The sequence below is a fragment of the Amycolatopsis sp. NPDC058278 genome (genome assembly GCF_042881395.1).
Lineage (GTDB): Bacteria > Actinomycetota > Actinomycetes > Mycobacteriales > Pseudonocardiaceae > Amycolatopsis.
This window is the reverse complement of sequence record NZ_JBHVXZ010000005.1, coordinates 130,928-150,323: the sequence shown is the minus strand read 5'-3', so window position 1 is coordinate 150,323 and position 19,396 is coordinate 130,928. Positions and strand designations below refer to the sequence as shown.

The 19,396-nt window shown below is 73.4% G+C and carries 16 protein-coding genes; 12 read left to right on the top strand and 4 right to left on the bottom strand.

Annotated features, from left to right (window positions below; translation table 11 throughout):
• Positions 1-41 precede the first annotated feature (41 nt).
• The 8 genes from ACFVYA_RS04235 to ACFVYA_RS04200 all read left to right on the top strand — a co-directional run bounded on the left by ACFVYA_RS04235 (position 42) and on the right by ACFVYA_RS04200 (position 10,469).
• Positions 42-1,322, top strand: a complete 1,281-nt coding sequence (locus tag ACFVYA_RS04235) for an adenosylmethionine--8-amino-7-oxononanoate transaminase (protein ID WP_387042223.1) — start codon at positions 42-44, stop codon at positions 1,320-1,322.
• A gap of 207 nt (positions 1,323-1,529) precedes the next feature.
• Positions 1,530-3,761 (top strand): bifunctional SulP family inorganic anion transporter/carbonic anhydrase, encoded by a 2,232-nt coding sequence (locus ACFVYA_RS04230; RefSeq protein ID WP_387042220.1) that lies wholly within the window; start codon positions 1,530-1,532, stop codon positions 3,759-3,761.
• 326 nt (positions 3,762-4,087) lie between these two features.
• Positions 4,088-6,271 carry a SulP family inorganic anion transporter gene (locus tag ACFVYA_RS04225; protein WP_387042217.1) on the top strand — a complete coding sequence of 728 codons (2,184 nt, stop codon included), beginning with the start codon at positions 4,088-4,090 and terminating at the stop codon, positions 6,269-6,271.
• A 271-nt stretch (positions 6,272-6,542) separates the two neighbouring features.
• Entirely contained in the window at positions 6,543-7,262 is a 720-nt protein-coding gene (gene bioD / locus ACFVYA_RS04220; protein ID WP_285993725.1) for a dethiobiotin synthase, read from the top strand.
• Between the two features lie 165 nt (positions 7,263-7,427).
• Positions 7,428-8,417 carry a biotin synthase BioB gene (gene bioB / locus ACFVYA_RS04215; RefSeq protein WP_387042266.1) on the top strand — a complete coding sequence of 330 codons (990 nt, stop codon included), beginning with the start codon at positions 7,428-7,430 and terminating at the stop codon, positions 8,415-8,417.
• A complete protein-coding gene (locus ACFVYA_RS04210; protein WP_387042214.1) occupies positions 8,404-8,610 on the top strand; it encodes a hypothetical protein in 207 nt (68 codons plus the stop codon). The genes bioB and ACFVYA_RS04210 overlap by 14 nt, the downstream gene beginning before the upstream one ends.
• A 167-nt stretch (positions 8,611-8,777) precedes the next feature.
• Positions 8,778-9,374, top strand: a complete 597-nt coding sequence (locus tag ACFVYA_RS04205) for a DUF2567 domain-containing protein (RefSeq protein WP_387042211.1) — start codon at positions 8,778-8,780, stop codon at positions 9,372-9,374.
• Positions 9,375-9,422: 48 nt separating this feature from the next.
• Entirely contained in the window at positions 9,423-10,469 is a 1,047-nt protein-coding gene (locus tag ACFVYA_RS04200; RefSeq protein WP_387042208.1) for a M48 family metallopeptidase, read from the top strand.
• Between the two features lies 1 nt (position 10,470).
• On the opposite strand, the gene ACFVYA_RS04195 is transcribed toward ACFVYA_RS04200, so the two are convergent.
• Positions 10,471-11,187, bottom strand: a complete 717-nt coding sequence (locus tag ACFVYA_RS04195; RefSeq protein ID WP_387042205.1) for an LON peptidase substrate-binding domain-containing protein — start codon at positions 11,185-11,187, stop codon at positions 10,471-10,473.
• 40 nt (positions 11,188-11,227) lie between these two features.
• Positions 11,228-11,860 (bottom strand): NUDIX domain-containing protein, encoded by a 633-nt coding sequence (locus ACFVYA_RS04190; RefSeq protein ID WP_285989476.1) that lies wholly within the window; start codon positions 11,858-11,860, stop codon positions 11,228-11,230.
• 112 nt (positions 11,861-11,972) lie between these two features.
• Between ACFVYA_RS04190 and nadA the strand changes: the two genes are divergently transcribed.
• The 4 genes from nadA to ACFVYA_RS04170 all read left to right on the top strand — a co-directional run bounded on the left by nadA (position 11,973) and on the right by ACFVYA_RS04170 (position 16,738).
• A complete protein-coding gene (nadA, locus tag ACFVYA_RS04185) occupies positions 11,973-12,983 on the top strand; it encodes a quinolinate synthase NadA (RefSeq protein ID WP_013224102.1) in 1,011 nt (336 codons plus the stop codon).
• Positions 12,980-14,623 (top strand): L-aspartate oxidase, encoded by a 1,644-nt coding sequence (locus ACFVYA_RS04180; protein WP_285989478.1) that lies wholly within the window; start codon positions 12,980-12,982, stop codon positions 14,621-14,623. The genes nadA and ACFVYA_RS04180 overlap by 4 nt, the downstream gene beginning before the upstream one ends.
• The gene (nadC, locus tag ACFVYA_RS04175) at positions 14,620-15,513 is read left to right on the top strand and encodes a carboxylating nicotinate-nucleotide diphosphorylase (RefSeq protein ID WP_387042200.1); all 894 of its coding nucleotides are present in this window, start codon (positions 14,620-14,622) and stop codon (positions 15,511-15,513) included. The genes ACFVYA_RS04180 and nadC overlap by 4 nt, the downstream gene beginning before the upstream one ends.
• A gap of 88 nt (positions 15,514-15,601) precedes the next feature.
• Positions 15,602-16,738: a S8 family serine peptidase gene (locus tag ACFVYA_RS04170; protein WP_387042263.1), complete on the top strand. Its 1,137-nt coding sequence runs from the start codon at positions 15,602-15,604 to the stop codon at positions 16,736-16,738.
• A gap of 21 nt (positions 16,739-16,759) precedes the next feature.
• On the opposite strand, the gene ACFVYA_RS04165 is transcribed toward ACFVYA_RS04170, so the two are convergent.
• Complete coding sequence (locus ACFVYA_RS04165; protein WP_387042198.1) at positions 16,760-18,148, bottom strand: trehalose-6-phosphate synthase; 1,389 nt, start codon at positions 18,146-18,148, stop codon at positions 16,760-16,762.
• Positions 18,145-19,395, bottom strand: a complete 1,251-nt coding sequence (locus ACFVYA_RS04160; RefSeq protein ID WP_285989481.1) for an MFS transporter — start codon at positions 19,393-19,395, stop codon at positions 18,145-18,147. Before ACFVYA_RS04160 ends, ACFVYA_RS04165 begins: the two co-directional genes overlap by 4 nt.
• Position 19,396: the final 1 nt, after the last annotated feature.

The window sequence follows — 19,396 nt, the reverse complement described above, 5'->3', positions numbered from 1 at the left end:
GGCGCGGCAACCGGGCCGGGCTCGTGTCGTAGGGTCGGCGGATGGACTCCGCCGACCTGCTCGCCCTCGATGCCCAGCACGTCTGGCACCCCTACGCGCCCATGCCGGCGAAGGTGCCGTCAATGCTGGTCACCGAGGCGAGCGGCGTCCGGCTGCAGCTCGCGGACGGCCGGGAGCTCGTCGACGGCATGTCCTCGTGGTGGTCCGCCATCCACGGCTACCGGCACCCCGTCCTCGACGCCGCTCTCGCCGCTCAAGCCGGGCGGATGAGCCACGTCATGTTCGGGGGCCTCACCCACGAACCCGCCATCACCCTCGCCAAGACCCTGGCCGACCTCAGCCCCGACGGCCTCGAGCACGTCTTCCTCTGCGACTCCGGCTCGGTCTCGGTCGAAGTCGCCGTCAAGATGTGCCTGCAGTACCAGCGTTCCCGCGGCCGGACCGGGAAACAGAAGCTGCTCACCTGGCGGGGCGGCTACCACGGGGACACCTTCACGCCGATGAGCGTCTGCGACCCCGACGGCGGCATGCACTCCCTGTGGCGCGGTGTCCTGCCCGAACAGGTCTTCGTGCCCGCGCCGCCGTCCGGCTTCGACACCCCGCCCGATCAGTCCTATGTGGACCTCCTGGCCGCGGAAATCGAGCGGCACCAGGCCGAACTCGCCGCGGTGATCGTCGAACCCGTGGTGCAGGGCGCCGGCGGGATGCGGTTCCACCACCCCGCTTACCTGCGTGCCCTCAGGGAAATCACCGAAGCGCACGACGTGCTGCTGATCTTCGACGAGATCGCGACCGGCTTCGGCCGCACCGGCGCGCTGTTCGCCGCCGGGCACGCCGGTGTCACGCCCGACGTCATGTGCGTCGGCAAGGCGCTCACCGGGGGCTACCTGAGCATGGCCGCCGCCCTGTGCACCCCGGAGGTCGCCGCCGGTATCGCACGCGGCGAACTGCCCGTCCTCGCGCACGGCCCGACCTTCATGGGCAACCCGCTCGCCTCGGCCGTCGCCAACGCCTCCCTCGGCCTGCTCGCCGACGGCGGCTGGCGAACCGACGTCACCCGGCTCGAAAAAGCCCTGCTCGACGGCCTGGCCCCGGCGCGCGACCTGGCGGCCGTCACCGACGTGCGGGTGCTGGGCGGGATCGGCGTGCTGCAGCTCGACCACCCCGTCGACATGGCCGTCGCCACGGACGTCGTCACCGCGCACGGTGCCTGGCTGCGGCCGTTCCGGGACCTCGTCTACGCCATGCCGCCGTACGTTTCGACTGACGACGACCTCGCCGTGATCACCCGCGCGATGCTCGCGGTCGCGGAAAAGGCCTGAATTCAGCACATCGGGTGTGACCACCGGCACACCGAGACCCGAAGGTGCCTCACCGTCGCGCTGCGTGGCAGACCATGATCGAAACCACGCGAACGGCGGAGAGGCAAGTGTGACAAGACGGCTCCCGCCGGTCCACCCTGTGCCCGGGCGAACGCGAGAAATGCTTGCGTAGCGGACTTTTCGCGCGGTTTCGGCGATCCTGCCCCCATGATCGAGATCGTTCGTGGCGAGCACGACACCGGACCCCCGAAGCACTCCGAACACCTGGAGAACCTCAAGCACGATTTCCTCGCGTCGATAGTCGTCTTCCTCGTCGCCGTCCCCCTGTCCCTCGGCGTGGCCTTCGCCGCCGGGGCGCCGCTGCTCTCCGGCCTGATCTCCGCCGTGGTCGGCGGGCTGGTCGCGAGCCTCTTCGGCGGATCGCCGCTGCAGGTCAGCGGCCCCTCCGCCGCGCTCACCGTGGTGCTGGCCGACACGATCGCCACCCACGGCTGGCCGGTCACCTGCGCGATCACCGTCGCCGCGGGCCTGCTCCAGATCCTCTTCGGCCTCACCCGGGCCGCCCGCGCCGCGCTCGCCGTGTCCCCGGCGATCGTGCACGGCCTGCTCGCCGGCATCGGCGTCACGCTCGTGCTCGGCCAGCTGCACGTCGTCCTCGGCGGCTCGGCCCAGGGTTCCGCGCTGGCCAACGTCCTGGCGCTGCCGGGGCAGGTCGCCGCGCACCACGACCAGGCCGTGCTGATCGGCGTCGTGACCCTCGGCGTCCTGCTGGCCTGGCCGCGGCTGCCGAACGCCGTCCGCCGGGTGCCCGCGCCGCTGGCCGCCGTCGCGCTGGCCACCGGCCTTTCCCTCGCGACCGGCATGACCCTGCCGCGCGTCGACCTCCCCGGCGGGCTGCCCCCGCTGCACCTCGTGCCGCGGCTGCCGGACGGCGGCTGGAGCGGCTTCGCCGTCGCCGCGGTCACCATCGCGCTCATCGCCGGACTGGAGAGCCTGCTGTCCGCGGTCTCGGTGGACAAGCTCCGCGGCGGCCCGCGCACCGACCTCGACCGCGAACTCATCGGGCAGGGCGCGGCGAACGTCGCCGCCGGCGCGCTCGGCGGCTTCCCCGTCACCGGCGTCATCGTGCGCAGCATGACCAACTTCGAGGCCGGCGCGCGCACCCGGGCGTCGGCGATCCTGCACTGCTGCTGGATCCTGGCCGCCTGCCTGCTGCTGACCGGCGTGCTGCGGCTGATCCCGCTGGCGGCGCTGGCCGCGCTGCTGGTGTACGTCGGGACGAAGCTGGTGAACCTGCACGGGCTCAAGGAAGTGCGGCGCCACGGCGACCTGCCGGTGTACGCCGTCACCCTGGCCGGTGCGGTGGCCGTCAACCTGCTCACCGGCGTCGCGGCGGGGGTCCTGCTGGCCCTGGCGATGATGCTGCGGCGGATGATCTTCTCGGGAATTCACGTCGACCGCGACGGTGACCGTCACCGCGTGGTCATCGAAGGTGCGCTGACGTTCCTGTCCGTGCCGCGGCTGACCCGGGTGCTCGCCGAGGTGCCCCCGCACGCCGAGGTCACCCTCGAGCTGCTCGTCGACTACCTCGACCACGCCGCGTTCGACTGCCTGCGCGGCTGGCAGCAGGCGCACGCCGGGCCGGTCACGGTCGACGAGATCGGGCACCCGTGGTTCGAACGCGGCCGCTCGGGGGAGCCGACCGTGCGCCGCAGCGTCGCCGCGCGCGTCGTGCCGCGGTGGCTCGCGCCGTGGTCGGAGTGGCAGGCCGAGCACGTCGTGCTGCCCGCCCAGCGCACCGCCAGTTCCCTGCTGTGCCGCGGTGCTTCGGAGTTCCAGCGCCGCACGGCGCCGCTGCTGCGCGACACGTGGAGCGGGCTGGCACACGGCCAGCAGCCGCACACGTTGTTCATCACCTGCGGCGACGCGCGGATCGTGCCGAACCTGATCACCACCAGCGGGCCGGGTGACCTGTTCACCGTGCGGAACATCGGCAACCTCGTGCCGCCGGCCGACGGCACGGATTCGTCGGTCGGCGCGGCGATCGAGTACGCGGTCGGCGTGCTCGAGGTCGCCGAAATCGTGGTGTGCGGCCATTCCGGCTGCGGCGCGATGAAGGCGCTGCTCGGCCGGCCCCCGGCCGGGCTCGACCAGCTCGGCAGCTGGCTGCGCCACGGCGAAGCGACGCTCCGGCGCCGCAGCCGCGAGGCGCCGCTGCTGCTCGGCGGCGAGCGGCCGGCCGCCGAGGCCGACCAGCTGGCCCTGCAGAACGTGGTGCAGCAGCTGGAAATGCTGCGTGGCTACCCGGTCGTCGCGGCGGCCCTGGAGCGGGGCGCACTGCGGCTCACCGGGATGTACTTCGACGTCGGCGCCGCCCAGGTGTCCCTTTTGGACGATGCCGTGCGCGGGTTCGTCCCGGCGGGTGCGCTGGAGCACTGATCGCGGACCGAAGGCCGCTTCCGGGCACTCCCGTGCTCCGGAGGCGGCCTTCGCCGTACCCGGGGAAGCGCTTTCAGCCGGACGAGAGCCAGATCACGCTCCGCATCCGACCGGCTACCGCGGTCCCTCGGCGGGCCGCCGTCGGCGTCCGCGGCCGAGGCCGACAACCCTTATATCGTCCCGGATTCAACTGTCACGTGACAGGCTGGCCGGGTGTTACCGCCGTGTTAACGACCTGTCCGATTTATGACAAAAGGGTGAAATATCGCCAGGCGTTCACTCGATCGGGTGGAACATAGCGGACATTTCACTCGATTTCCGGTTGCATGGTGATCATGAGACCCCTCGCCGTGCTCCGACACGACCTGCCGGCCTCACTGGTCGTCTTCCTCGTAGCCGTCCCCCTGTCCCTCGGCATCGCCCTCGCTTCGGGCGCCCCGGTCGCCGCCGGGCTCGTGGCCGCCGTCGTCGGCGGCGTCGTCGCCGGCGCGCTCGGCGGCTCCGTGCTGCAAGTCAGCGGGCCCGCCGCCGGCCTGACCGTGGTCATGGCCGAAACCATCCAGACGTTCGGGTGGGCCGTCACCTGCGCGATCACCGTCGCCGCCGGTGCGTGCCAGATCCTGCTCGGGCTGAGCCGCGTCGCGCGCGCCGCGCTGGCCATCTCGCCGGCCATCGTGCACGGCATGCTGGCCGGCATCGGTGTCACGATCGTGCTCGGCCAGCTGCACGTCATCCTCGGCGGCAAGGCCCAGAGCTCGGCCGTGGAGAACGTCGCCGAGCTGCCCGCGCAGATCGTCGCCCACCACGACTCCGCCACCATCGTCGGCCTGCTCACCATCGGCCTGCTGCTGCTCTGGCCGAAGCTGCCGGCGGCGGTCCGCAAGGTGCCGGGGCCGCTCGCCGCGATCGCGGTGGCCACGGTGGTGTCGGTCGCGTTCGGGATGACGCTCCCGCGCGTCGAACTGCCCGGTGACCTGCTGAACATCCACCTCGTCCCGCAACTGCCCGACGGCGGCTGGAGCGGGTTCGCCCTCGCCGTCGTCACGATCGCGCTGATCGCCAGCGTGGAGAGCCTGCTCTCGGCGGTCGCGGTCGACCGCATGCACACCGGGCCGCGCGCCAACCTCGACCGCGAACTGGTCGGCCAGGGCGCGGCCAACATGCTCTCCGGAGCGCTGGGCGGCCTGCCCGTCACCGGCGTCATCGTCCGCAGCTCCACCAACGTCACCGCCGGGGCGAAGTCCCGGGCGTCGGCGGTGCTGCACGGCGTCTGGGTGCTGCTGTTCGTCGTCCTGCTCGCCGGGCTGATCCAGAGCATCCCCCTGGCCGCGCTGGCCGGGCTGCTCGTGCACGTCGGCGCGAAGCTGGTCAACCCCGGGCACATGAAGACCGTGCTGGCCCACGGCGACCTGCCGGTGTACCTGCTCACCCTCGCCGGTGTCGTCGTGTTCGACCTGCTCACCGGCGTGCTGGCGGGCATCGGGCTGGCGGTGGTGCTGATGCTGCGCCGGACGGTCTGGTCCGGCATTCACATCGAACGGGAAGGCGACGACTGGCGCGTCGTCGTCGAAGGCGTCCTGACGTTCCTGTCGGTGCCGCGGCTGTCGAAGGTGCTCGGGACCGTCCCGGGCGGGGTCACCGTGCGGCTGGAGCTGGTCGTCGACTACCTCGACCACGCCGCGTTCGAGAGCCTGCACACCTGGCAGCAGGCGCACGAGCGCGCCGGCGGCACGGTGGAGGTCGACGAGGTCGGCCACCCGTGGTTCGGCGAGGGCAAGGCGGGCCGCCCGACGCGGTCCCGGGTCGCCGCGAGCCGGGCGGTGCCGCGCTGGCTCGCGCCGTGGTCGGAGTGGCAGGCGGCGGAGGGGGTCGACATCCCGGCCCAGCAGACCCGCCGTGGCGCCACGGAGTTCCACCGCCGCGCGGCCCCGCTGCTGCGTGACACGCTCTCAGGACTCGCCGACGGCCAGCGGCCGCGCACCCTGTTCATCACCTGCGGCGATTCCCGGATCGTGCCGAACCTGATCACGACGAGCGGGCCGGGTGACCTGTTCACCATCCGCAACATCGGCAACCTGGTCCCGCCGGGGCAGGCGGACCCGTCGATGAACGCGTCGATCGAGTACGCGGTGGGCGTCCTCGGGGTCGAGGAGATCGTGGTGTGCGGGCACTCTTCGTGCGGGGCCATGGCGGCGCTCGCCGACGGCCCGCCCCCGGGGCCGCTGTCGGCCTGGCTGCACCACGCGGAACCGAGCGCGCACCGGCTGGGCTCGGCCACCCTCGACGGCGGAGTCCCGGACCGGGAGGGCGATCGGCTGGCCCTGCACAACGTGCTCCAGCAGCTGGAGCACCTGCGCGAGTACCCGTCGGTGGCGGCGGCCGAGTCGGCCGGGAAGCTCCAGCTGACGGGGATGTACTTCCACGTCGGCGACGCCCAGGTGTACCTGTTCGACGCGGCCGAGCGGACGTTCCGCCCGGCCGGGGCGCCGGTGGTGGTGCCGGGCGCCTGACCCGCCGGTCGTGCTGTCCGAGGTTCGAGCCGGGTCCGCTTCTCGCGGGCCCGGCTCGCTCGGCGGGTGGCCTGCGTCTCGACGGGCGGCCCGCGTGCGCGCCCGGCCGGCGTGCGGGGCCGGGGCGGGCGGTGCTCTCGCGGGGCCGTGGCCGCTCGGAGCGGCCGCTTCCACCGCGACGGCCGCCGCCCCGGCACGGGCCGCCGGGCGCCCTGACCACGGCCCGCGTGCGCGCCCGGGCCCGGAGTCACTATGTTGATGGCCCGTGACCATGCTGGTGATGACGGGGACCGGGACCGGGGTCGGCAAGACGATCACCACGGCGGCGATCGCGGCCGTGGCGGTGGCCGGGGGACAGCGGGTGGCCGTGCTGAAGCCGGCCCAGACCGGGGTGCGGCCGGATGAGCCCGGTGACCTGCAGGACGTCGTCCGCCTCGCCGGGCCGGACGTCACCACGCGCGAACTGCGCCGCTACCCGGATCCGCTGTCACCGGAGGCCGCCGCCCGGCGCAGCGGGCTGCCGGCGCTCGATCCCGGCGAAATCGCCCAGGCCGCCTCCGACCTCGACACCGCGCACGACCTCACCCTCATCGAGGGCGCCGGCGGGCTGCTCGTGCGCTTCGACCGCACCGGCGCGAGCCTCGCCGACGTCGCCTGGTCGCTCGGCTCGCTCGTGATCATCGTGGCCGAGGCCGGTCTCGGCACGCTCAACGCCACCGCGCTCACCGCCGAGGTCGCCGGCAAGCGCGGGCTGACCGTCGCCGGCGTGATCATCGGCGCGTGGCCGGCCGAACCGGACCTCGCGGCGCTGTCCAACCTCGAAGACCTGCCGGTCGCGGCGGGGGCGCCCCTGCTCGGCGTGCTGCCCGCCGACATCGGCCGGTCCTCCCGCGAGGACTTCCTGGCCGCGGCGCGGGCCGGGCTCTCGCCGTGGTTCGGCGGCGAATTCGACCCGGAGCTTTTCGCCGGTTGCGCTTCCGCCGGGAAGTGACGCGCATCGCTGTCACCTCGACGCACCTTCGTGCACGATGAGGGACGCTTTCCGCACCACCTCGATCAAGGAGCCACCGTGACCGCAGTCCCGGACACCGATGTCAGTGACAACCGGGGCTCCGCCCCGGGCCGGGGGCTCCGCCACCCGGAGCCCCCGAAGGACCTGCTCGCCCTCGCGCGCGAGCAGGTCCTCGAAAATGGCATCGGCCTCGGTGAAGAGCAGGTCCTCGACGTGCTCCGGCTGCCCGACGACCGGCTGCCCGAGCTCCTCGCCCTGGCGCACGAGGTGCGGATGCGCTGGTGCGGGCCGGAGGTCGAGGTCGAGGGCATCATCAGCCTCAAGACCGGCGGCTGCCCCGAGGACTGCCACTTCTGCTCGCAGTCCGGCCGCTTCCCGACGCCGGTGCGCTCGGCGTGGCTCGACATCCCGAACCTGGTCAAGGCCGCCCGGCAGACCGCCGAAACCGGCGCGACGGAGTTCTGCATCGTCGCCGCCGTCCGCGGGCCGGACCAGCGGCTGCTCTCACAGGTCCGCGAGGGCGTGAAGGCGATCCGCGCGGACGGGAACGACATCCAGATCGCCTGCTCCCTCGGCATGCTCACGCAGGAGCAGGTCGACGAGCTCGTCGACATGGGCGTCCACCGCTACAACCACAACCTCGAGACGGCGCGCTCGCACTTCCCGTCGGTGGTCACCACGCACACGTGGGAAGAGCGCTGGGACACCCTGCGCATGGTCGCCGACGCGGGCATGGAGGTCTGCTGCGGCGGGATCATCGGCATGGGGGAGACGGTCGAGCAGCGCGCGGAGTTCGCCGTGCAGCTGGCCGAGCTGAACCCGCACGAGGTGCCGATGAACTTCCTCATCCCGCAGCCCGGCACGCCGTACGAGCACTACGAGATCGTCGAGGGCAAGGACGCCCTGCGGACGGTCGCGGCGTTCCGGCTCGCGATGCCGCGCACGATGCTGCGCTTCGCCGGCGGCCGTGAGCTGACGCTGGGCGACCTCGGCGCGGAGCAGGGCATGCTCGGCGGGATCAACGCGATCATCGTCGGCAACTACCTGACCAACCTGGGCCGGCCGGCTTCGGCGGACCTGGAGATGCTGGACGAGCTCAAGATGCCCATCAAGGCCCTCAGTGACAGCCTCTGACGCACCCGCGTTCTGCGTCCACTGTGGACAGCAGGCGCCGGGTGGGGCGGACCACCCGGCGTGCCACAACCCCCGGACGGCGCTGGAACCGCCGCGGTACTGCACGTTCTGCGCGCGCCGCCTGGTGGTCCAGGTCAGCCCGCTCGGCTGGACGGCCCGCTGCAGCCGCCACGGCGAGACCGCGAGCGGCTGACGGCGGAGTGGGGTGACCAACCGGATCGTTCATCGAGCCGGCCGGCGCGGCGCGGTGACGGACCGGATCGTGCACCACGGCCCGCGCAGGCGACACGGCCGGCGGCTCACCGCGCCCACGCATCGACCGGTTACGCTCGGTGGCACTGATCGCAGGAGGGAGTCCGGGTGAGTGAGTTGTCGGGGCCCGCGCACCGGCCGTCGGCCGTCGCCGGCCCGTGGTCGGTGCCCGTGCTGTTCCGGGAGCGGCGGCCGCGCGTCGTCGTGAAGGGCGACCTGCTGTCCGCCGTCAGCGTGCTCGGCACCCTGAGCCTGCTGAGCTTCCCGCTCGCCTTCGCGTGGTCGCGGCTCGCGCCGCCGGAGCGGGTGCGCATCGTCGCCGCCGACGGCACCCAGGGCGCCCTGGAGCTGGAGAGCTGGCACCGCTTCGACGACCTGGCCGTCTTCGGGTTCCTCACGCTCGGGCTGGGGATCGTCGTCGGCGTCGTCGTCTGGCTGCTGCGCGAACGGCGCGGGCCGGTGGTGTTCCTCGCCGCGGTGCTCGGCGTCGCGCTCGCCGGCGCGCTCGCGATGCTGCTCGGCGTCGGCTGGGCGAACAGCCACTACGCCATCTCCAGCCCGCCCGCGCTGGGGGCGGTGATCGAGCTGGCGCCGCGCCTGGAGTCGTGGTGGGTGCTGCTGACCGGCCCGCTCGGCGTGTCGATCGCCTACAGCCTGCTGGCCACCTGGAACGGGCGCGACGACCTGGGCCGCCGCCTCGGCTGATCGCTTTCCCCTAAGGTGGTGTCCGTCACCTACAGGGGGGATCCAGCAGTGACCGAGGACATCGAGGTTTCGCGGCACAACGCCGTCCGCTTTCCCGGCATCAGCCCGCGCGCGTACGAGCACCCGGTGGACCGCGGCGCGCTCGCCACGCTGCGCGCGGTGCCCGGCTTCGCCCAGGTCGTCAAGGCCGTTTCGGGCTTCTACAACGAGCGCGGCGAGCGGCTGATGGCGCTCGCCTCGTCGATCCGCGTCGGCACGAAGCAGTACCCGGAGCTCGACCGGCTGCGCCACGAATGCGCCGAGACGCTGGACCTGCCCGCGGTGCCGAACCTGTTCGTCTTCCAGGACCCGCGGATCCGCGCGGAGGCGGTCGGGATGGACGAGCCGTTCATCCGCGTCAGCACCGGGCTCGTCGAGCTGATGAACCAGGAGTCCCTGCGGTTCGTGCTCGGCCACGAGATGGGGCACGTGCTGTCCGGGCACGCGGTCTACCGCACGATCATGGTGCGCCTGATCAGCCTGCAGCTGGCCATGTCGTGGACGCCGGTCAGCGCGCTCGGCATCCGCGCGATGATCGCGGCGCTGCGCGAGTGGTTCCGCAAGGCCGAGCTGTCGTGCGACCGCGCCGGCCTGCTGTGCAGCCAGGACCCGACGGCGGCGCTGCGCGCCCAGATCCAGGTGGCGGGCGGCGTCGACCCGGCGCGCATCGACGTCCCGTCGTTCCTGCAGCAGGCCGCGGAGTACGAGTCGGTCGAGGACATCCGCGACAGCTTCCTCAAGCTGAAGTCGGTCGAGACGGAGTCGCACCCGTTCGCGGTGGTCCGCGCGGCGCAGCTGCAGAAGTGGGCGGCATCGGAGAACTACCGCGCGATCCTGGCGGGCGACTACGCGCGCCGGGACTCCGACAGCCCGTCGTCGGACTGGAAGGACGACCTGAAGTCGGCGGCCCAGTCGTACAAGGAGTCGTGGAACTCCTCGACGGACCCGCTGACGAAGGTGTTCAGCGACGTCGGCGAGGCGGTTTCGGGCGCGGCGGGCAAGGTGTGGAACAAGTTCGGCAACGGGAACGGCAACGGCAACGGCGCCGCGGACTGAGTCAGTTCAAGCTGGACGGACGGCTCAGATCGGTCAGCTCGCCCGGGGGCAGCGGCACCGCGCCCAGCGTGTTCAGGAAGCCCGCCTCTCGCGTGAGCAGGCGGCAGGCGATGCGGAGCCGGCGCAGGGGGTGGCGTTCCTCCAGCAACCGCTGGCGGTCCTCCAGCGGCAGCAGGCAGTCCGCTGCCAGCGCGTAGGCCAGCTCGGTGATCGTCGTGTCCGGGTCCGGGGTGTGCCAGTCGTCGCTGCGCCACGCCGTTTCGCAGTACCGCTGGTGTGCGGCCCGGGCGACCGTCGCGAGGCGCTCGGCCATGCCGCCGGACGGGGTCACCGGGTCGTCGTCGACCCACTCCACCGAGGCGATCAGGTACGGCGCCGAAACGCAGTCCAGGTCGCGCAGGCGGAAGCGGCGCTGGGCCTGCGTCACCACGTCGAACCGGCCGTCCGGCAGGCGTTTCGCCTCGCGCAGCACCGTGCTGCAGCCGATCTCGTACAATTGGTCCAGACCACGAACCTCGCGGGTCAGCGACGACCGCAGGGCGACCACGCCGAACTCGCGGCCCGGCACCGTGCCGCCCACCAGGTCCGCCATCAGCTGCCGGTACCGCGGTTCGAAGATGTGCAGCGGGAGATTGGTGCCGGGCAGCAGCACGGTCTGGAGCGGGAACAACGGCAGGATCGTCGTCGTCGCGGCACTTTCCGATTCCGGCTCGGTCACGCGTCAACGGTACGGGCATAACGCCTTCGCCGCAGGATGGTCACCGGTTGGGTGGTTTGAACACCGCAAAGGGGTCGGTGATCTGCATGCCCTTGCCGGCGAAGGAGAACAACGCCGCGGGACGGCCGCCCGCGCGGCCCGGCGCGGCCGTGTGGCCGGTCGGCACCAGCAGCCCGCGGCGGGACAGCACCCGCTGCAGGTTGGTCGCCGAGACGCGGTAGCCCAGCGCCGCCGAATACAGGCCGCGCAGCGCCGAAATCGTGAAGTCGTCCGGCGCCAGTGCGAAGCCGAGGTTCGTGTACGAAAGCTTCGACCGCAGCCGGTCGCGGGCGCGCAGCACGATCGCCTCGTGGTCGAACGCCGTGCGCGGCAGCTTCGCGACGTCGTGCCACTCGGTGTCCTCGGGCACCTCGGGGTCGACATCGGACGGAACCAGGCCGAGGAACGCCGTCGCCACCACCCGGGGCCCCGGAACGCGGTCCGGGTCGCTGAACACCGCGAGCTGCTCGACGTGCTTGAGCTGGCGGACGTCCACCTTCTCGGCGAGCTGGCGCCGGATCGACGTCTCGACGTCCTCGTCGGGCCGCAGCCGGCCGCCCGGCAGCGACCAGCGGCCGAGGTGCGGGTCGAGCGCGCGCCGCCACAACAGCACCCGCAGTGTGTCCGAGCGCACTTGAAGGACCGCGCCCAAAACCTCGTGGGCCAAGGGGGCCTGGGTGTTAAGATGACTTCGCACGGTTTTCGATTGTAAGGCGAAAACCGGAGACAGGTCCAGGAGGGCCAACATGACTTCGACGCTCGAACAAGACCTCACCCCCTACGGCGGGGTCGAGGCGAACGCGGCCTGGGCGGAGGAGGTGCGGCGCCTGGCGAAGCAGCGCGACGCGGTCCTGCTCGCGCACAACTACCAGGTCCCGGAGATCCAGGACATCGCCGACCACACCGGCGACTCCCTCGCGCTCAGCCGCATCGCGGCGAGCAGTGACGCGTCCACCATCGTCTTCTGCGGCGTGCACTTCATGGCCGAGACCGCGAAGATCCTGGCGCCCGAAAAGACGGTCCTGATCCCGGACGCGCGGGCCGGCTGCTCGCTGGCCGACTCCATCACCGGCGCCGAGCTGCGCGCCTGGAAGGCCGAGCACCCGGGCGCGGTGGTCGTCTCCTACGTGAACACCACGGCCGAGGTCAAGGCCGAGACCGACATCTGCTGCACGTCCTCGAACGCCGTCGACGTCGTTGCCTCCATCCCCGCTGACCAGGAGGTTCTCTTCCTCCCGGACCAGTTCCTCGGTGCCCACGTCAAGCGCGTCACCGGCCGGGAGAACGTGCACGTCTGGGCCGGGGAGTGCCACGTCCACGCGGGCATCAACGGTGCCGAGCTGGCCGAGCGCGCGGCCGCGGAGCCGGACGCCGACCTGTTCATCCACCCGGAGTGCGGCTGCGCGACGTCGGCGCTCTACCTGGCCGGCGAGGGTGCCGTGGCGCCGGAGCGGGTCAAGATCCTCTCCACCGGCGACATGGTCCACGAAGCTCGTGACACGAAGGCCAAGACCGTGCTGGTGGCCACCGAGATCGGCATGATCCACCAGCTCCGCAAGGCGGCGCCGGGCATCGACTTCCGCGCGGTGAACGACCGCGCGTCCTGCCGGTACATGAAGATGATCACGCCCGCCGCGCTGCTGCGCTGCCTGCGTGACGGCCTCGACGAGGTCCACGTCGACGTCGAGACGGCCGCCCGCGCGCGGGCTTCGGTGCAGCGGATGATCGAGATCGGGCAGCCCGGCGGCGGCGAATGACCCCGCCGGTTAATGACCCACGGGCGAAAACCCCCGTGTGGGAAGCCCGCGCCGACCTGGTCGTGATCGGCAGCGGCGTCGCGGGGTTGACCGCGGCGCTGCGGGCGCAGGCCCTCGGGCTGCACGTCCTGGTGATCACCAAGGCCGCCGTCGCGGACGGCAACACGCGCTGGGCCCAGGGCGGCGTCGCCGTGGTCCTGGAAGACCAGCACGACCTCGACGACTCCGTCGCCAAGCACGCCGAGGACACGCTCACCGCGGGTGCCGGCCTGTGCGACGAGCCGGCGGTGCGCGCGATCCTCGACGGCGGCCCCGCCGCGGTCGCCCGGCTGCGGGCCGACGGCGCGCGGTTCGACGCTTCCGGGAACGGCCTGCTCGCGCGGGCCCGCGAGGGCGGGCACAGCGCGTTCCGCGTGATCCACGCGGGCGGTGACGCGACCGGCGCCGAAGTCGAACGCGCCCTGGTCGCGCAGGCCGGGCAGGCGGGGGTGCCGGTGCTGGAGCACCACATCGCCGTCGACGCGCTGCTCACCCCCGGCGGGCGGGTCGCCGGTGTGACGGTGCTCGACCGCCACGGTGTGCCCGGCGCGGTCCGCGCATCGGCCGTGCTGGTGGCCAGCGGCGGGCTCGGGCAGCTCTACCAGGCGACGTCGAACCCGGAGATCGCCACCGGCGACGGCCTCGCGCTCGCGCTGCGGGCCGGCGCGACCGTGGCGGACATCGAGTTCGTGCAGTTCCACCCGACCGTGCTCTACACCCCGGGCGCGCGCGGCCGCTGCCCGCTGGTCACCGAGGCGGTGCGCGGGGAGGGCGCGACGCTGGTCGACGGCGCCGGCCTGCCGGTGATGCGGGGCGTGCACCCGCTCGGCGACCTCGCGCCGCGCGACGTCGTCTCGGCGGCGATCACGCGGCGGATGGGGACCGCGCCGGGCGGGGTCGACGACCACGTCTTCCTCGACGCGACTTCGATCGCGGGGTTCGCGCAGCGGTTCCCGACGGTCTTCGCGGCGTGCGCGGCGCTGGGCCTCGACCCCGCGGTGGACCCGATCCCGGTGACCCCGGCGGCGCACTTCTCGTGCGGCGGCGTGGTGACCACTGTGGACGGACGTTCGTCGGTGGCCGGGCTGTACGCGGCCGGCGAGGTCGCGCGGACCGGGCTGCACGGCGCGAACCGGCTGGCGTCCAACAGCTTGCTCGAAGGCCTGGTCGTCGGGCAGCGCGTGGCGGAGGCCGTCGCGGCGGACCTCGCGGCCGGGTTGCTGGCCGATCCGGCGCGCGGGCGGCTGCCGTCGCGAACCACCGCGCCGGCGGCGGAACGCGACTCCCTGCAGCGCGTGATGAGCCGGTACGCGGCGATCGGCCGGGACGCCGACGGGCTGGCGGCGGCCGGTTCCGTGCTCGATCTGTCGGTTTCGGACACTCCCTTGTGGACGCACGCGGCGGTCGAGGACGCGGCGTTGACGGTGGTGGCGCAGGCGTTGCTGGCCGCGGCCGTCCGGCGCACCGAGTCGCGGGGCTGTCACGTGCGGTCCGACTTCCCGGCGCGCGACGACGGCTGGCGGCGCAGCCAGCACATCCGGCTCAGCCCGTCCGGCCAGCCCGTGCTGGCCGACCCGATCACCCTGGAGGGCGTGGCATGACGTTCCCCATCTCCGAAGCCGTCCGCCGGCTGATCGCGGCGGCGGGCCTCGACGTCGACGACGTCACGCGCGTGGTCACCACGGCGCTCGGCGAGGACCTGCGGTACGGGCCGGACGCGACGACGGCGTCGACGGTGCCGGCCGACGCGACCGCGGTCGCCGAGCTGACCCCGCGGGTCGACGGCGTGGTCGCCGGCCTGCCGGTCGCGCTCGCGGTGTTCGACATGGTGCTGGGCGACGGCTACGAGGTGCTGGCCCGGCGCGAGGACGGCGACCGGCTGGTCGCGGGGGAGCCCGCGCTGGTGCTGGCCGGCCCGGTGCGCGGGTTGCTCACGGCCGAGCGCACGGCGCTGAACCTGCTGTGCCACCTCTCCGGCGTCGCCACCGCGACCGCCGCCTGGGTGTCCGAAGTGGACGGTACCGGGTGCGCGATCCGTGACTCCCGCAAGACGTTGCCGGGGCTGCGGCTGCTGCAGAAGTACGCCGTCCGCTGCGGTGGCGGCGTCAACCACCGGCTGGGCCTCGGCGACGCGGTGCTGATCAAGGACAACCACGTCGTCGCCGCCGGTTCGGTGACGGCGGCGCTGGCCGCGGCCCGGGCGCACGCGCCGGAACTGGCCTGCGAGATCGAGGTCGACACCCTGGACCAGCTCGAGGAAGCGCTGGCCGCCGGGGCCGACGAGGTGCTGCTGGACAACTTCACGCCGGAGGAGTGCCGCCGGGCGGTGGCGCGCCGCGACGAAGTCTCCCCGAAGACGCGGCTGGAATCCTCTGGTGGGCTCACCCTCGACCGTGGTAAGGCCTACGCGCGGTCCGGTGTGGACTATCTTTCGGTGGGCGGGCTGACTCATTCCTCGCCCGCATTGGACCTCGGCATGGACCTTCGCTGAGAGGGCGTTCCGGGCTAGACTGACGGTGGCGGAATTCCTTGTCCGCCACCGTCTTTCGGCTTCGGGGGTGCGGGTGCGGTTACCGGCGGTGCTCGCGGTGGCGGGCCTCGTGGCGACCTCGGGCGCCGGTGGTGCGCCGGCCGCTTCGGCGCAAGGCTGCGCGAACCCGTCCGGCACCTACACCGGCGAGGTCCCGTGGGGCCAGCGCCTGGTCGACCCGGCGCGGCTGTGGCCGCTGACGCGCGGCGGCGGCCAGCTGGTGGCCGTGGTCGGCACCGGGGTCGACGCGCAGAACACGCAGTTCGCCCCCGGCCAGCTCGACAGCGGCGCCGGCACCGAGCGCACGGACTGCGACGGCCGCGGCACGATCGCGGCCGGGATCGTCGGCGCCCAGCCGGATCCGTCCACGACGTTCGCCGGCGTCGCGCCCGGCGCACGGCTGCTGCCGATCCGGTACACCACCGGCGACGGCGGTGATCCGGGCGAGCTCGCTGGGGCGATCGACCGGGCGGCGGACCGCCGGGCGGGCGTCATCCTGATCGCCGTGCCCGCGGCGGCCGACAGCCCGGCGTTGTCGGCGGCGGTTTCGCGGGCGCGTGCGAAGGGTGCGGTGATCGTCTCGGCGGCGTCGGCGACCCAGCAGGGCGCGCGGACGTACCCGACGGCGACGTCCGGCGTCCTGGCCGTCGGCTCGGTGAACGCCGCGGGCGAGCCGGTGCAGACGGAAGCGGGGGACCACGTCGGCGTCGCGGCCCCGGGCGCGGAGCTGGTGAGCACGTCGGCGGGGGCGGGCGGCGCGGTGGCGCACCGCTGGCCGGTGACCGACCCGAGCCTCGCGGCGGCGTACGTCGCCGGGGTCGCGGCCCTGGTGCGGGCCTACCACCCGGCGCTTTCCGGCGACCAGGTCGTCACGCGCTTGACGTTGACGGCCCACCGCCCGCCGTCCGGCGGCCACGACCCGCGTCTGGGCTGGGGAGTCCTGGACGCCTACGCGGCGGTGTCGTCGACCCTGCCGGCCGACGTCCCGCCGCCCGGTGCCCTTCCCCCGGCCGCTTCTTCGCCGATGGTGGTCCCGGCCACGGCCCCGCCACCCCGCCGCTCCGACGTCCCGGCGGGCACGATCGCCCTGGCCGGCGTCGCCTTGGCCGCGGCCGCCGGCGTGACGATGGCGGCGGTCCGCCGCGCCCGCCGCCGAGGGTGGCGCGCGTCCCGGTTCACCCCGTAGCCCGCAGCGACCGGTAGGGGGTCAGAGCCGGAAGACCTCCTCCAGCCAGCCGGACACCGTCTCGCCGCGCAGCATCGAGCGGCGTTCCTCCCGCGACGACGTCCCCGGCCCGGTCAGCGCCGCCTCCATCGCCTCGCTGGTCGCGGCCAGGTCGAACGGGTCGACCGGGACCGCGAACCGGCTCAGGTTTTCCAGCACGCCCGCGTTCTCCGAAATCAGCAAGGACGCGTTGTCCGGCAGCACGTACGCGGCTTCCTTGGCGAACAGGTTCAAGCCGTCGTAGGTGGAGTTGACCACCGCCGCGTCGCTCATGCTCAGCCCCGCGAGCACGCAGTGGCGAGAGTCGTCGTCGGCGGCCGGGCGGACGAGGGAGACCGCTTCGGTGCCGTCGACGGCGAACCGCTCGTTGATCCGCCGCACGACTTCCTCGGTCGCTTCCGCGTACGCCAGGTGGCGGCCCGTCGCCCGGCTCGGGGTGGTCACCACCGCCGCGAACCAGCACTCCGCGGCCAGCTCGGGACGGCGTTCGAGGAGCATCTCGTAGGCGCGGAACCCGCGAGGCAGGTTCTTCCACAGGTCCAGGCGGTCGGCGCGCAGCATGATCCGCCGCCCCCGCGCCGCCTGCGCCAGCCGGCCCCGCCACTTCTCCATCGGCGGCTCCGCCACCATCTTGTCGATCGTGCCGGTGTCGAGCGGGAACGGCGTCGCGACGAGATCGGTGCGGTGCCCGGCGTGGTGCACCGTCCGCCCGTCGATCACCGCGCCCGGCAGCTCGCGGGCGCAGCAGCCCAGGAACGCGTCGGCCCAGCGGGACGCGTGGAAGCCGACGACGTCGCACCGCAGCAGGCTGGTCAGGAGCCGAACGCGGATCGGCCGCGGGACGAGGGAGAAGTAGTCCGGTTCGCACCACGGCGTGCCGAGGAAGTAGGCCAGCCGCCGCCGTCCCGGCCGTTCCGCGGCGAAGAACTCCGGGACCAGCATCAGGTGCGGGTCGTTGAGGAGGACGAGCTCCTCGTCCCCGCCGCCGGACACCTCGGCGAGGCGCTTGGCGTAACGGCGGTTCACCTCTTCGTAGCCGGCCCAGGCGGCCCACATCCGGTCGTCGAACACCGGCTGCTCCGAGGTGTCGTGCAGATAGTGCAGCACACCGAGGATCAGCCGGATCGACACCTCGTCGTAGTGCTGCCGGCGCAGCTCCTCACCGGGCTCGATCGGGTGCAGGACGACGTCATCGCCGATCCGCACGGTCTCCGGGGTGCCCGGCCGGTCGGGGGGCACGGTGAAGATCCAGTCGCCCCCGTGCTGGTCGAGCAGGGCGATGACCATCGGCACCAGGCCACCCGGCGAACGCGGGGAGATCTTCCCGGCTTCCCAGCGCGGGCAGCTGTTGCTACAGGTCAGGATTTTCATGGCAGGCGCCTCCGGAGGCGAGAGCAGACGACGGCCAGGCCGGCCGCGGAGAAGACAGCGAGCGTGGCGGCCAGGCCCTGGTAGCCGCCGAGCACCGAAACGAGGCCGGCCAGCGGAGCGGCCACCCCGGCCGCCACGCCCATCGCCGCCTCGCCGATGCCTTCCAGACGGGTGCGCAGCTCCGGCGACGCGGTCCGGCCGAGCAGCGCGCTACCGCCCACCACTCCGCCGTTCCAGCCGAGGCCGACGAGGACCAGGTGGCCGGTCATCAGCACCGGGTCGTGCCCGCCGGCCAGCACCCCGAGCAAGCCGCCCGCCAGGAGCACGACGCCGCCGGCCGCGATGAGGTACCCGGGGTGGTACCGGTCGGCGAGGGCCCCGGTGACCAGCGAGGGGCAGAACATGAACACCACGTGCAGGGCGACCACGACCCCGACGACCGTCAGCCCGTCGCCGCCGACGTCGAGGTGGACCGGGGCCACGGTCATGAAGCCGACCATCGCGAAGTTCGTCACCGCGAGCGCGGCGACCGCGGGCAGGGCGCGGGAAGACCGCAAGGCCTTCAGCGTCCCGCCCGCTGGGCTCTCCTCCGGCAGGCCGGAGGAGAGCGAAGCCGCGCTCGCACCGAAGCGCGACAATGCCCCGAACATCAGCGCCGCGGCGCCGAACGCCAGGATCGCCACCAGGTACGCCCCGGCCGGGCGGAGCAGGCCCGCGCCGGCCGCCACCGCGCCGCCCGGGCTCAGCAGCATCGGGCTGGCGATCGCGCCGGCGGCCGTGGCGAACAGCACGCGGCCGAGGGCGCGCCCGCGGCGGTCCGGGGGTACCGCGGCCGCCGCGGCGTACCGCGCCAGGAAGACCGCCGCGTTCGCCGCCCCGAGCAGCACGCTGCCCAGCAGGACCAGGGGAAAGCTGCCCAGCGTTGCGGCCAGGACGACCAGTGCGGCGCCGCCCGCGCCCGCGGCGAACCCGAGCGCCAGGCCCGGGCCGCGCCGGCCGAGGGCGGCCAGCCGGGACAGCACGAGCGCCGCTCCCGCCTGACCCGCCAGGTTCATCGCGACGGGGACACCGGCCAACGCCGCCGAGCCGGTCATCGCCGTGGCCACCAGCGGCCCCGCCGTCCCGCCCGCGGCCAGGCCGGTGCTGCCGACCGCGGTCGCGACCGCCACCAGGCCAGGGACGATCGAACGGGCGGGCGGTGGGGGACCGGCCGACCGGTGCGGGCGCACCGGGACTCCGGACGACACC